The organism is Streptomyces sp. NBC_01013 (assembly GCF_045162765.1).
Classification (GTDB): Bacteria; Actinomycetota; Actinomycetes; order Streptomycetales; family Streptomycetaceae; genus Streptomyces.
In genome coordinates, this window is sequence record NZ_CP108687.1 from 7,005,429 (window position 1) to 7,018,045 (window position 12,617).

The window sequence follows — 12,617 nt, forward strand, 5'->3', positions numbered from 1 at the left end:
GGTGGATCAGAACCTTCCGTCACGTACCTGGAACTTGGTGGGCTTGCCGGACAGCGGCAGCCCGCGGCGCAGCCAGTCGGCCTGCCACTCGACGAGGGTGCGCAGCGCGACGTCCGGATAGCCGAAGAGAGCATGGCAGCGGCTCGCGTCGGAGAGCAGCGCGGTGGGCGCCTCCGCCCCGGTGAGGAGCGGCTCCTTGTCGAACTCCTCGCCGAACCACTGGGCGATGCGGCGCACGGAAGCGGTCTCGGGGCCGGTGAGGTTGAGGGTGAACGCCTCGCCGTCGGTGGCGTGCAGCAGGGAACGCAGGGCGACCTCGTTGGCGTACCCCTGCCACACCACGTTGGCGTGACCGGTCGTGATGTCGACGGGTTCGCCTGCCAGGACCCGGTGCGCGATGTCGGCGAGGACGCCGTAGCGCAGATCGACGGCGTAGTTGAGGCGGATGTTGGCGACCCTGGTGCCCCGGGTCAGCGCCGCGTGGGCGAAGATCCGCTCCCGGCCGAGGCACGACATCGCGTACTCGCCGACCGGCCCGACCGGGTCCGTCTCGGTACAGCCGCCGGAGGAGACGGGCACCAGCGGATACACGTTGCCGGTGGAGAACGCGGCGATCCGCGCATCCGGCCAGCGCCCGGCCACCCGGTCCGGCATGGCCGCGTTCACCGCCCAGGCGTGCGAAGGCGCCCCGGCGGAACCGAACTTGGCGCCGACCATGAAGACGATGTTCCCGGCGTCGGGCAGACCCGCCAGATCGGCGGCGGGGTCCATCAGGTCGAAGGCGACGGTCCGGACCCCGGACGCCTCCAGTTCCGCGGCGGCGGACGGGTCGGACCAGCGGGAGACCGCGTACACGGTCACGTCCGCGCGGCCCGCCGCGTCCAGCGCCCGGCGTGCCAGCCGGCACAGGCTCGGGCCCATCTTGCCGCCCGCGCCGAGCACCAGCAGATCGCCTTCGGCACGGGCGAGATCGGCGACGAGCGCGGGGGAGGGGGTGGCGAGCCGCTCTTCGAGCGCGGCCTCATCGGTGAACATGTGTGGCTATCCCTTGATTCCGGACGCGGTGACGCCCTCGGTGAAGTAGCGCTGGCCCACCATGTACGCGGCGAAGATGGGCACGAACGCGATGACGGAGCCGGAGAGCACCACGTTGAGCGGCACGTTCTGCTGCTGGAGCGAGGCGATGCCGACGGTGAGGGTGCGCATGTCGGTGGACTGGCCGATGACCAGCGGCCAGAGGAAGTCGTTCCAGTGCCAGAGGAAGACGAAGACACCGAGCGTGGCGAGGATCGGCTTCAGCAGCGGCAGCACGATCCGGTGGAAGATCTGCCACTCGTTGCAGCCGTCGAGCCGGGCCGCCTCGAACAGTTCGTCCGGCAGCCCCTGGATGAACTGCCGCATCAGGAAGACCGCCTGGGCGTTGGCCAGCGTCGGCACGATCAGACCCCAGTACGTGTCGACTCCGCCCAGCTTCGCGATCATGGCGAAGGTCGGGATCATCGTGACGTGGTACGGGACCATCACCATCGACAGGAACGACCAGAACATCGTCTCGCGGCCCGGGAAGCGCTTCTTGGCGAAGGCGTACCCGGCGAGCGAGGCGAGCAGCAGCACGCCGACGACCGAGACGACCGAGTAGACGAGTGTGTTCAGCAGCCAGCGCGGCACGTCCTGGGCACCCATGACGGTGTCGTACGCCTCGCCGGTCAGCGGCCAGGGCAGGAGACTTCCGGGGAAGTCGACCGCCGCGGACGGCTTCAGGGAGAGCACGACCATCGCGTAGAACGGGAACACCGTCACGAGCGCGGCCACGGTCAACAGCACGCCGCGCGCGATCCGCCCGGTGCGGGTGGCACGCATGCCGTGCGGGACGGTGTCCTGCTCGGAGAGCTTGCGCAGCTTGCGTTCGGCGCGGCGCGAAGCGCGGTCCCGGGGCGCGGGCGACCGGCCGGCCGGCTCGGCCTTCGTCTCTGCGGGTGCTGCGGTCATGGTCACTGGTCCTTCCCGATCACGAGCCGCTGGATCACCGCGACCACCACGGTGAGCACGAAGAGCGCGACACCGATGGCGGAGGCGTAACCCAGGTCGAAGTACTTGAAGCCCGCGTCGTAGAGCTGGAAGACGAGCGTGTAACTGGCGTTGGCGGGCCCGCCGCCGGTCATCGTGTACACGGCGTCGAAGACCTGGAACGAGGCCGTCGTCTCGATCACCGCGAGGAAGAACAGCGCCGGCTTGAGCTGCGGCAGCACGATGTACCGGAAACGCTGCCAGGGCCCGGCCCCGTCGGTGAGGGCGGCCTCCTCCAGCTCCCGCGGGATGTCCTGCATCCGGGCGAGCAGGATGAGCATCCCGTAGCCGAAGCGGGACCAGACGCCGACGATCGCGAGCGCGGGCAGCACCAGCACGTCGTCGGAGAGCCAGGAGCCCTCGGACATCCCGAACCAGCCCATCAGGCTGGACCACGGGCCGCCGGTCGAGAAGATCCACACGAAGACGGTCGCGGCCAGCACCAGCGAGGTGACGACCGGCAGGAAGAACACCGAACGGAAGAACCTGGCCCCACGGAACGCGCGCCGCGTGATCAGCGCCAGGGACACCGACGCGATGAGCGTGCCCGGCACGGCGAGCACGGTGTAGAGGACGGTGACCTTCAGCGCCTGCCAGAACAGCGGGTCGGCCCACAGGCGGGTGAAGTTGTCGAGCCCGATGAAGCTGCCGCCGCCGGTGAGGGAGTAGTCGGTGAAGCTCATCAGCACGCCGGCGACGCCCGGACCGAACCGGAAGGCGAGGAAGAGCAGGAAACAGGGAAGGACGAAGAGCAGGCCGATCCGGGCCTCGCGGCGCGCCTGCGGCCCGCTGCGACGGCCCCGGCGGGTGGGTTCCGCGACGACTGCCACGGGGATCTCCTTGCGGTACGGGGGAACTGCGGGAGGTCGGGGGAGTGCCCCGGGGGTGCGGGGCCGGAGTCCGGCCCCGCGGTCTCGGTCAGCGGCCGAGCATCGCCTGTGCGGCCTTCTGCGCGGCGTCCAATGCATCCTGCGGGCTCTTCTTGCCGAGCAGAGCCGCCTGGATCTCCGGTGCGAGGAGACCCTGGACCTCGCGGGCCTTGTCCTGCAGCGGGCCCACGTCCATGCTCGGCAGCGTGGCGCCGACCGCCTTCTGGAGCGCGTCGCCGGGGTACAGCTCGCCGCCGGAGGTGCGGGCCGGGAAGAAGCCGGCGGCCTTCTGCAGACCTGCCACGTTCTTCGACTCGGCTACGAAGTTCAGCCAGTCGCCGGTGTTCTTCCTGTCGGCGCCCTTGAGCATCGAGAGGGCGCCCACGGTGCCGTAACCGACCGAAGCGGACTCCTTGAGCGGCGGCTGGACGACGATGTTCTCCTTGCCCCAGAACGGCTCGACGTCCGCCGGGGTGTTCTGCCAGGTGCAGGCGACCTTGCCCTTCGCCGTCGGGGTCTGCTCCAGCTTGGGCGTGGTCGTGACCAGGTCCTTGTCGGTGTAGCCGCCGTCGACCAGCTTCTTCAGATACGTGAGCGCCTTGACGCCGGCCGCGTCGTTGAAGGTGACGTTCTTGCCGTCCTCGGAGAAGACGTCGCCGCCCGCCTGCCACAGCAGCGGGTAGAACGTCATGTTCAGCGTCTGCTGGGTGTCACCGCTGTAGCTGGTCGCGTAGTAGCCCTTCTCCTTCAGCTTCGGGGCGAGCGCCTCCAGGTCCGCCCAGCTCGTCGGGTAGGCCTTCTCGCCGACGGCGGCGAACACGCGCTTGTCGCAGATCAGCGGGTTGGCGCTGGTCAGGATCGGGGTGGCGAGCGCCTTCCCCCCGACGGTGACGGACTTCAGCGCGAAGTCGGTGTAGTCGGACTTGGCGTCGGCCGGCATGTATGCGTCGGCCGGGACGATGCTCCTGGCGTACTTCGGGAGCTGGTCGGGGATCAGATAGACCGCGTCCGGGCCCTTGCCGGAGGCGATGGCGGTGGCCAGAGCGGTGTCGCGGTTGGCCCACGGGAAGGTCTCCACCTTCACCGTGACACCCGCGTGCTCCTTCTCGAAGGCCTTGACGAGGCCGTCCCAGTACGCCATGTTCTTGGCCTCGTCGAAGATGACCGGGTAGGTCCACATGGTGACGGTGCTGCCGTCGTCGCCGCTGCCGGAACAGCCGGCCAGCACACCGGCGGCGAGCGCGGTGGCCATCACGGGCACGGCCAGGGCACGGACTTGGGAACGGCGGGTGAGGAGACGGGACATGAGGGGGTCCTCCGAGGACGTGAGGGTGGTTCGGGAAGAAGTCACTGGGCCGGGACCGTCTGGACGGTGCCGGTGTGCCGGGCGCGTTCGGCGGCGAACGCCGCGAGATGACTGTTGAGCGAGGTGGCGGGGCCGGACCGGACGGCCCCCGGTTCGCCGGTGGCGACGGCGGTGACGAACGCCTCGACGAGGGCGGCGTCCCCGCCGCCGTGCCCGTCGGCCGCGTTCGACCCGGACGCCCCGAGTTCGTGGACGACCGACTCACCGGTCCGGAAGTCCTGCACCGTGACCCGCTCGCCGTCGCCGATGAGCCAGCCGTGCGAGCCGAAGATCCGGGTCTGCCGGTGGGTCTGCTCGGTGAACGCCACCATCTGGAAGGTCGCGGTCACCCCGTCCGTCAGCTGCATGGCGAGCACCTGGTGGTCGACCACGTCGTTGTCGCCGCGGTAGGCACAGACCCCGTAGGGGCCCTCGCGCAGCGCCTGTACGAGACCGGCCTCGTCGGTCGCCCCGGTGACGTGCGTGACCGGCCAGACCGGGCCCTTCTCGCGCAGCGTCGGCATGTACAGCTTCAGCGCGCTGTACGGGCAGTCCGGCTCGACCGCGCAGTCGAGGCAGCGGTCGGCGGAACCGGCGGGGGCGTTCTCGGGCCGGAAGTGCTTCAGCCCGCCGAAACCGGTGACCTGCTCGATCCGGCCGCCCATGACGTACGTGATCCAGTCCAGGTCGTGACAGGACTTGGCGAGCAGCATCGGGGACGAGTCCTTCTCGCTGCGCCACGGACCGCGCACATAGCTGTGGGCGTAGTGCCACCAGCCGACCGGCTCCAGATGGTCGATCGAGACCAGCTGCCCGAGCACACCGGAGTCCACGACCTCCTTCACCAGGTCGGTGTACGGGGTGTACCGCATGACGTGGCAGACCGCGAAGAGCACCCCGGTCCGCTCCACGCCCTCGACGATCCGGCGGGTCTCCTCCTCGGTCGGGGCGAGGGGCTTCTCGGTGAGGATCGCGTAACCGGCCTCCGCCAGGGCCAGCACCGGCTCCACATGGAAGCGGTCCTGGGTGGCGACGATCACGGCGTCCGCGATCCGGTTCTCGGCGAGCGGCCGCCAGTCGTCGAACTCGGCGGGCGCACCGGCGGCGGCCCGCGCGGCGGGGCGCGGATCGGCGACGGCGACGAGCTCGGCGCGATCGGGGTGCGCCTTGATCCACTCGGCGTACGTCAGACCGCGGTTGCCGGCGCCGACGAGGGCGACCCGTACGGGCCGGCCGGTGATCGGGGTGTGCGTGGACACGGGGAGTCCCTGGTATTCGAAGGGGGATGTGGTCAGAAGCGGAGCGTGGCCGCGGTGTGGGCGACACGGTCGCCCTCCTCCGGCACCGCGGTGCGCTCGGTGCCGTCCTCGACGCAGCCGGTGTGCAGCAGATGACCGGCGCCGCCGAAGGCCGCGGGCCGCAGTTCGAGCCGGCCGCCGGTGAAGGTGCAGCCGGTTGCCCGGTAGCGGTTGGTGCCCTCGGTGAGCAGCACGTGGGCGGTGCCCTCGGCGGGGGCCGAGTCGAGGCCGCTGAGCTGCCAGTCGACGGTGCGTCCGGAACCGGTACGGGCCAGGAGGGCGCCGTCCTTGTTGGTGCCGCGCAGGCGCGTTCCGTCGATGCGGAGGCGTTGGTCCTTGGCCGAGGTCAACTTCGGCCCGGTGTCCTGCAGTTCGCCGCCCAGGACGGTGATGTCGGCGTGGGTGAGCGAGACCGGGGCGGTGTCCTTGGAGCCGGTCAGCGTGCACTGGTCGACGACGAGTGGCCCGGTGCCGTTGAACACCGCCGCGTCGACACCCTTCAGCGTGGTGCGCCGGAGGGTGAGCGGGGCGGTGACGTTGGCCTGGGTGATCTCCGCACCCGCCGCGAAGGCGAACGAGGAGTCCGCGATGACATTGGGGCGGGCGGAGAGATCCGAGGCCCGGGACACGATCAGCGGACCGGTGGCCGTACAGCCCCGCATCTGCACCCCGTCCGCGTTGACCCAGAGCATCCCGGAGCCGGCCAGGGACTTCTTGCCGATGACCAGGACGTCCTCCAGCGTCAGATCGGTGATCTTGACGCGGGCCACGAACCAGGAGCAGGCGTGCCGCCGTACGGTGATGCGCTTGGCCCTGCCGCCCCAGGCCGCACCCGAGTTGGCGAAGGTCATGAGGCCCGAGTTGCCGGTGTAGACGAGGTCGTGCTCGAACTGGCCGTGCGTCACGAACGGGCCCTCGTCGTCACCGTCGCCGTGGCAGTTGGTGACATAGCAGTAGGCGGATGCCGTGAAGTCGTTGAGGTGACGGGCGTTGGAGGTGTGACAGTCCTCCACGTGCCCGTACAGGCAGTAGATCTGCTGGGTGAGGTAGCCCGCGCCGCCGTAGGTGACGGACTTCGGGTTGGTGAGCGAGCACTGCTCGGTGCGGTAGTACGTGCACCAGCGGCGCATCACCACCGGCCAGAAGGTGCCGACGGCCTCGATCCCGGAGACGTCGCAGCGCACCGCGTACTCGTACGCGACCGGGTGCGAGCCGGTCATCTCGTCCTCGCCCCAGCCCTCGAAGATCATGTTCCGTACGTGGGCGCGCTCGACGGGCTCGATCCGGGTCCAGGTCAGGGTGCGGCCGGCGGCCAGGTCCCAGCCGATCTGGTAGTTGACCCGGATGTGCGCCGCGTCGACGACCTCGGTGACCTGGACCAGGCGCTGGATCTCCTTCTCGTACTTCCCCGCCAGGGCGTCGACTTCCACGGCCCACCACTGGCCGACGGCGAACTTCGCCGAGTCGCCGACCTCGAATACGTCCGAGAGGTCCGGCATCGCCGTGCTCAGACTGTGTTCGACGGTGGTGTCGGTGGGGGTGCCGCGGAAGGAGAGGACGGCGCCGAAGGGGTTGTCGTGGGTGTTCTTCTCGATGTCTTCGGTGTGGATGTGGTGTCCGCCGAAGTCGAGTTCGATGTCGGAGCGGCTGAACAGGTGGCGTTTGGTGAAGTGGAGGTCGGTGTGGGCTTCGATGCGGTGGACGCTGTGGTCGTTGATCATGGCGTCGAGTGCGGTGTCGGCGGGGGTGCCGGCGTCGAAGTGGCCGAAGGTGCGGAAGTCGAGGGTGCCGGTGTGGAGTTGGTGCCAGCGGCCGGTGTTGGTCGTTTCGTCGGGGGTGATGACGGTGCCGCCGTTGTGCGGGGCGGTGGATGTCTTGTCCCAGCGCAGGGCCATGGTGCCGCCGTCGCCGGGGGTGCGGTAGCCGGCGACGAGGGCCTGGGTGCCGTCGTCGAGGGGCTTGGTGTTCAGGGCGCGCAGGGCGGCTACCGTGTCCAGGCGCAGGAGCCCGCCGGAGTGAGCGGGGGCGGCCTGCGCGGTACCGGCGGCGACGGCCGAACCGGCCACGACCAGACCGGCCAGACCCGAAGCCCGCAGAAGATTCCGGCGGGACGATGCAGGGGTGCTGTGGTGCGGAACGCTCATGCGGACTTCGCCTTCCGAGAAGTGCGACGAGTGAGGAAGCGTTCCTGCGGTGGACTGCCATGGGGCGGATGGCTGAAAAGGGTTCGGTCCTCGGATGTTCACGGCGCGATGGGCAGGCGCCGGAAGCGGACCGGAAGGGGTAAATCGTCGGTGACGGTGGAAAGTCACCTCGGTTGGCAGGGAACCTACGGCGGGTGAAGTCGATCGGTCAAGACCCGATTCCGTCGGAATGTGATGTGTCGGGGTCCGGGGCGTCGGGGTCCGGGTCCTCGACCCAGCCCAGCGAGACGCTGATCCGGCGGGCCGCGTCCCGGACCTGGCCGCCCAGTTCCTGGTAGCGCCAGGCCGGCAGGCCGAGCTTGAGACCAGTGATGGAGACGGCCCCCGCGCACACCGACCGGTCGTCGAAGACCGGTGCGCCGATGCAGATGATGCCCTCGGCGTCCTCCTCGTCGTCCAGGGCGTAGCCGACCCGGGCGATGTCGCGCAGGTGGGACAGGAACGTCGCCGGATCGGTGATCGTGCGCGACGTGCGCCGGGGCAGCCCGAACCGTTCGATGACCGAGGCGGCCTCGCTCTGCGGCATCGCGGACAGCAGCGCCTTGCCCAGGCCCGTGCAGTGCGGCAGCTCGCGCTGGCCCATCCGCAGATCGAGCCGGACGCGCTGGTCGAGCTCGACCTGGTCCACCACGACCGCGTGGCCGTCCTCGGGCACGGCGAGCCGGGACGCCATGCCGGTGCCCCGGGTGAGATCGCGCAGGACGGGGTGGGCGACGCCGCGCAGGGAGACCTGGGACCTGGCGCGGTCGCCCAGCCGGGCCAGGCTCATGCCGAGCCGGTAGCGGCGGTTCATGCCCTCACCGTCGTCCGAGACGAGGCCGTACGCACGCAGGGTCTGGAGCATGCCGAAGGCGGCGCTCTTGGAGATGGAGCAGGCCTGGCCGACCTCGGTGACACTCAGGCCGTTCCCCTGCGAGGGAGCGGCGAGTGCTTCGAGGATGTCCGCCGCCCTGGCCACGCTCTTGACCCAGTACTTCGGCTCTTCTGGGGCAGAACTGTTCGTCATAGCAGAACAGGGTAGTGCCTTCGGTCGTGCGGAGGGCACCTCCGATTCAACAATGCCCCGTCAACGGTGCCTTTATGGAGCGGGAGGGGGTTGACCGGCTTTGGGGGCGGACGTAATATCCAGGCACTGTTCTGCTCTACAGAACAGCGTTCTGAAAATGCGAGACGCACTACCGAGCACCACGGATCACCCCTCTTCCTGCGGCGACTGCCGGGCGGATGGCGCCAGGGACTCACGGGCCGGGCAGGGCCCGCGAAAACCGACGACTTTCGACGCAAGGAGCAAGCACCATGAGCTCAGGCCCGGTAGGCAACGAATCCGGAGCCCGACTCGCCGAGCGCGCCCGCCAGGTCGTACCCGGCGGCGTGAACAGCGGTCAGCGCAGCGTTCCCGGACTGACCGACCTGGTCGTCACCGGGACCGACGGCGCACGGTTCCGTACCGCCGACGGACGCGAGTACACCGACTTCCACTCGGCTTTCGGCCCGCCGCTGCTCGGCCACAACGACCCCGACGTGGCCCGGGCCACCGCCGAGGCCGGCGCGACGCTGGGCCACATGGGCGTCGGCGTCACCGAGGGCGAGGTCCTCCTCGCCGAGCAGCTCACCGAGCTGATCCCCTCGATCGAGAAGGTGCTGCTCACCAGCACCGGCAGCGAGGCCACGTTCCACGCGCTGCGCGTCTCCCGCGCCGCCACCGGCCGCCGCCTGGTCGTCAAGTTCCAGGGCTGCTACCACGGCTGGCACGACGCGGTCAGCCTCAACGTCATCTCGGATCCTTCGAAGGTCGGCGGCCACGACCCGATCTCGACCGGCATTCTGCCCGAGGTCCTCGAAGCCACGCTCGTCCTGCCGTTCAACGACAGCGAGGCCGTCCGGCGCACCTTCGCCGAGCACGGCTCCGACATCGCCGCCGTCATCGTCGAGCCCGTCCCGCACAACGTCGGCGCGCTCCTGCCGTACCAGGAGTTCCTCACCACGCTGCGCGAGGAGACCACCAAGGCGGGCAGCGTCCTGATCTTCGACGAGGTCATCACCGGCTTCCGCCACGACATCGGTGGCTGGCAGAAGATCTCCGGCGTCACCCCCGACCTCACCACCCTCGGCAAGGCCATCGCCAACGGCGCACCCGTCGGTGCGATCGGCGGCCGTGCCGACCTGATGGACCTGTTCTCCACCCGTCCCGGGGCCCCCGCCTTCTTCGCCGGCACGTACAACGGTCACCCGTCCGTCGTCGCGGCCGCACTCGCCACCTTGCGCAAGCTGCGCGAGGAACCGGTCCACGACCACGTCTTCCGGCTCGGCGACCGTGTCCGCGCCGAATTGTCCGGCCTCTACGAGTGCCTCGGCGTCCCCGCCGTCGTCACGGGCTACGGCTCCGTGTTCGTCAGTTACTTCATGCCGGGCGAGGCTCCTCGCACGTACGCGGACCTGCTGAGCAACGACGCCTCCCTGTTCGTCGGCTACCGCCGAAAACTCCTCGACCACGGCCTGTTCGAGCTGCCGCTCAACCTCAAGCGCAGCCACATCAGCTACGCGCACTCCGACGCCGACGTGGACCGCCTGATCGAGGGCACCGAGGCCGCGGTCAGGGCCGTCCTCGCCGACGGCGGCGCCCGGGACCTGGAGAACACCTCGACCATGGGTGGAGCGACCCGCTGATGCTGACCGTCAACCGCACCCGCCCCGCCGGCCCCGCCGGACGGATCACCCGAGTCGAGACACTGATGCTCGGCACCTCCTGGCGCGACTTCGGCTACGTCAGGGTCCACACCGACGAGGGCCTGACCGGCATCGGCGAGATCACCCACCCCTACCGCGTGAGCGAGGTCTGCGCCCTCACCGAGGCACTGGCCGGTCGGCACCTGATCGGCGCCGACCCCTTCGACATCGAGGAGCTCTGGCTCCGCGTCTACCAGGGCGACTTCCTGCGCGGCGGCGACATCGGCGGCATCGCCCTGTCCGGTCTCGACCAGGCGATGTACGACCTGATGGGCAAGGCGCTCGGCGTTCCCGCGTACCGGCTGACCGGCGGCGCGTGCCGTGACGACGTCCGGGTGTACGCCAACGGCTGGTACACCGGCGAACGCGAGCCCGGGACCTTCGCCGCCAAGGCGAAGGAGACCGTGGCCAAGGGCTACACCGCCCTCAAGTTCGACCCCTTCGGCCCCGGCCTGCACGAGCTGGAGCGCGCCGAACTGCGCCGCTCCGTCGACCTCGTCGCCGCGGTCCGCGAGGCGATCGGGCCCGACATCGACCTCTTCATCGAAGGCCACGCCCGCTTCGCCATGCCGACCGCCGCCCGTCTCGTACGGGAGCTGGAGCCCTTCGACATCGGCTGGTTCGAGGAGCCGATGCCCTGGACCCACATCGAGCGGTACGCGGAACTGCGGCAGCGCGCCACCTTCCCCATCTCCGGCGGCGAGCACTTCCACAACCGCTACGAGTACAAGCAGCTCTTCGCGACCAACGCCGTCGACATCATCCAGCCCGACCTCTCCATGGCCGGCGGCTTCACCGAGGTACGGAAGCTGGCCGCGATCGCGGACACCCACGGCATGCTCGTGGCCCCGCACAACTCCAACTCCCCGCTCTGCACCACCGTCTCGGTGCACGCGGCGCTCGGAATCCCCAACTTCAAGATCCTCGAAACCTTCGACGGGCTCCTGGAGCCTTTCGTCTTCGACGCCCTCAAGGGCACCCTGCCGATGGAAGACGGCCGCATCGGCCTGCCGACCGCCCCGGGGCTCGGCGTCGAGCTCGTCGACGAGGTCTTCGAGGAACACCCGCCCAGCCACCGCTTCTGGAACATGTTCGCGGACGGCTGGGAGAAGCGGAACCGCACATGATCGTCGACGTCCACTCGCACCTCTTCCGCCACAGCCACGACTTCACCGACCCGTTCATGTCCGACTCCGCCCGCGCCCACGCGGGCGAGGTCGACCTCACGGTGAAGTGGGAGGAGTACGCGGCCACCGCCCCCGAGTCCACCCGCACGATCGTCGTCGGCGGCAAGGCCCGCCGCAGCGGGCTCTGGGTCGACGACGCCGCGGTGGCCTCGTACGCCGGAGCACATCCCGACCGGCTGATCGGCTACCTCTCGCTCGACCCCACCCAGCCCGGCTGGCAGGACGAACTCCGCTACGGCCACCAGGAACTCGGCCTGCGCGGCATCAAGCTGATGCCGATGTACGCGGGCTTCGACCCGGCTGCCGAGGAGTACGACGAGCTGTACACGTACGCGGAACGGAACGGGCTTCCGCTCCTGGTCCACACCGGCACCACTTTCGTCTCCAGCGCACCGCTGGAGTGGGCGATGCCCCGGCACCTGGACGCCGTCGCCATCCGCCACCCGGAACTGCGGATGGTCCTCGCCCACCTCGGCCACCCCTTCGAGGGCGAGTGCATCGCGGTCATTCGCAAGCACCCGCATGTGTACGCCGACCTCAGCGCCCTGCACTACCGGCCGTTCCAGCTCTGGCACAGCCTCCGGCTGGTCCAGGACTACGGGGTCTTCCACAAGGTGCTGTTCGGCAGCGACTACCCGTTCACGACCGTCGACGACTCCGTGAAGGGGCTGCGGGAGATCGCCCGGATCCCCGGCATTCCCGGACTGCCGCCGCTCGACGCGGACGCTGTCGAGGAGATCATCCACCGGCCCTCACTCGATCTCCTCGGCCTGAACGGCTGACCGGGCCGCTCCCCCCGATCTGCGGACCGGCGCCCGGGCCACCCCCGGTGCCGGTTGCCGGTCCGTAGCCGGGCCGCCGTGCTTCCGCCCTGTTGTGTTCCTGCGCGGCGGCCCACCACTCGCTCTGTCGTCCCTCCT

Annotated in this window: 10 protein-coding genes; 3 read left to right on the forward strand and 7 right to left on the reverse strand. The window is 69.8% G+C overall.

Annotated features, from left to right (window positions below; genetic code table 11):
• Window positions 1–6 precede the first annotated feature (6 nt).
• The 7 genes from OG538_RS30610 to OG538_RS30640 all read right to left on the reverse strand — a co-directional run bounded on the left by OG538_RS30610 (window position 7) and on the right by OG538_RS30640 (window position 8,789).
• Window positions 7–1,035 carry an NAD-dependent epimerase/dehydratase family protein gene (locus tag OG538_RS30610; RefSeq protein WP_406098670.1) on the reverse strand — a complete coding sequence of 343 codons (1,029 nt, stop codon included), beginning with the start codon at window positions 1,033–1,035 and terminating at the stop codon, window positions 7–9.
• Between the two features lie 6 nt (window positions 1,036–1,041).
• Complete coding sequence (locus tag OG538_RS30615) at window positions 1,042–1,989, reverse strand: carbohydrate ABC transporter permease (RefSeq protein ID WP_406098671.1); 948 nt, start codon at window positions 1,987–1,989, stop codon at window positions 1,042–1,044.
• 2 nt (window positions 1,990–1,991) lie between these two features.
• Window positions 1,992–2,897: a carbohydrate ABC transporter permease gene (locus OG538_RS30620; protein WP_406098672.1), complete on the reverse strand. Its 906-nt coding sequence runs from the start codon at window positions 2,895–2,897 to the stop codon at window positions 1,992–1,994.
• Window positions 2,898–2,985: 88 nt separating this feature from the next.
• Window positions 2,986–4,242 carry an ABC transporter substrate-binding protein gene (locus OG538_RS30625; RefSeq protein ID WP_406098673.1) on the reverse strand — a complete coding sequence of 419 codons (1,257 nt, stop codon included), beginning with the start codon at window positions 4,240–4,242 and terminating at the stop codon, window positions 2,986–2,988.
• Between the two features lie 41 nt (window positions 4,243–4,283).
• The gene (locus tag OG538_RS30630) at window positions 4,284–5,540 is read right to left on the reverse strand and encodes a Gfo/Idh/MocA family protein (protein WP_406098674.1); all 1,257 of its coding nucleotides are present in this window, start codon (window positions 5,538–5,540) and stop codon (window positions 4,284–4,286) included.
• A gap of 32 nt (window positions 5,541–5,572) precedes the next feature.
• Entirely contained in the window at window positions 5,573–7,723 is a 2,151-nt protein-coding gene (locus tag OG538_RS30635) for a peptidase C14 (RefSeq protein WP_406098675.1), read from the reverse strand.
• Between the two features lie 208 nt (window positions 7,724–7,931).
• Window positions 7,932–8,789, reverse strand: a complete 858-nt coding sequence (locus tag OG538_RS30640; protein ID WP_406098676.1) for an IclR family transcriptional regulator — start codon at window positions 8,787–8,789, stop codon at window positions 7,932–7,934.
• A gap of 290 nt (window positions 8,790–9,079) precedes the next feature.
• Between OG538_RS30640 and OG538_RS30645 the strand changes: the two genes are divergently transcribed.
• The 3 genes from OG538_RS30645 to OG538_RS30655 are packed head-to-tail and all read left to right on the forward strand — an operon-like array spanning window position 9,080 to window position 12,479.
• The gene (locus OG538_RS30645; RefSeq protein WP_406098677.1) at window positions 9,080–10,450 is read left to right on the forward strand and encodes an aspartate aminotransferase family protein; all 1,371 of its coding nucleotides are present in this window, start codon (window positions 9,080–9,082) and stop codon (window positions 10,448–10,450) included.
• On the forward strand, window positions 10,450–11,637 hold the full coding sequence (locus OG538_RS30650) for a mandelate racemase/muconate lactonizing enzyme family protein (RefSeq protein ID WP_406098678.1): 1,188 nt from the start codon (window positions 10,450–10,452) through the stop codon (window positions 11,635–11,637). The genes OG538_RS30645 and OG538_RS30650 overlap by 1 nt, the downstream gene beginning before the upstream one ends.
• Window positions 11,634–12,479 (forward strand): amidohydrolase family protein, encoded by an 846-nt coding sequence (locus OG538_RS30655; RefSeq protein WP_406098679.1) that lies wholly within the window; start codon window positions 11,634–11,636, stop codon window positions 12,477–12,479. The genes OG538_RS30650 and OG538_RS30655 overlap by 4 nt, the downstream gene beginning before the upstream one ends.
• Window positions 12,480–12,617 lie beyond the last annotated feature (138 nt).

What these genes read in the sequence shown, in the direction of transcription:
- OG538_RS30610 (WP_406098670.1), bottom strand. Translation starts at nt 1,035, where the DNA reads ATGTTCACCGATGAGGCCGCGCTCGAAGAGCGGCTCGCCACCCCCTCC.
- OG538_RS30615 (WP_406098671.1), bottom strand. Translation starts at nt 1,989, where the DNA reads ATGACCGCAGCACCCGCAGAGACGAAGGCCGAGCCGGCCGGCCGGTCG.
- OG538_RS30625 (WP_406098673.1), bottom strand. Translation starts at nt 4,242, where the DNA reads ATGTCCCGTCTCCTCACCCGCCGTTCCCAAGTCCGTGCCCTGGCCGTG.
- OG538_RS30635 (WP_406098675.1), bottom strand. Translation starts at nt 7,723, where the DNA reads ATGAGCGTTCCGCACCACAGCACCCCTGCATCGTCCCGCCGGAATCTT.
- OG538_RS30640 (WP_406098676.1), bottom strand. Translation starts at nt 8,789, where the DNA reads ATGACGAACAGTTCTGCCCCAGAAGAGCCGAAGTACTGGGTCAAGAGC.
- OG538_RS30645 (WP_406098677.1), top strand. Translation starts at nt 9,080, where the DNA reads ATGAGCTCAGGCCCGGTAGGCAACGAATCCGGAGCCCGACTCGCCGAG.
- OG538_RS30650 (WP_406098678.1), top strand. Translation starts at nt 10,450, where the DNA reads ATGCTGACCGTCAACCGCACCCGCCCCGCCGGCCCCGCCGGACGGATC.
- OG538_RS30655 (WP_406098679.1), top strand. Translation starts at nt 11,634, where the DNA reads ATGATCGTCGACGTCCACTCGCACCTCTTCCGCCACAGCCACGACTTC.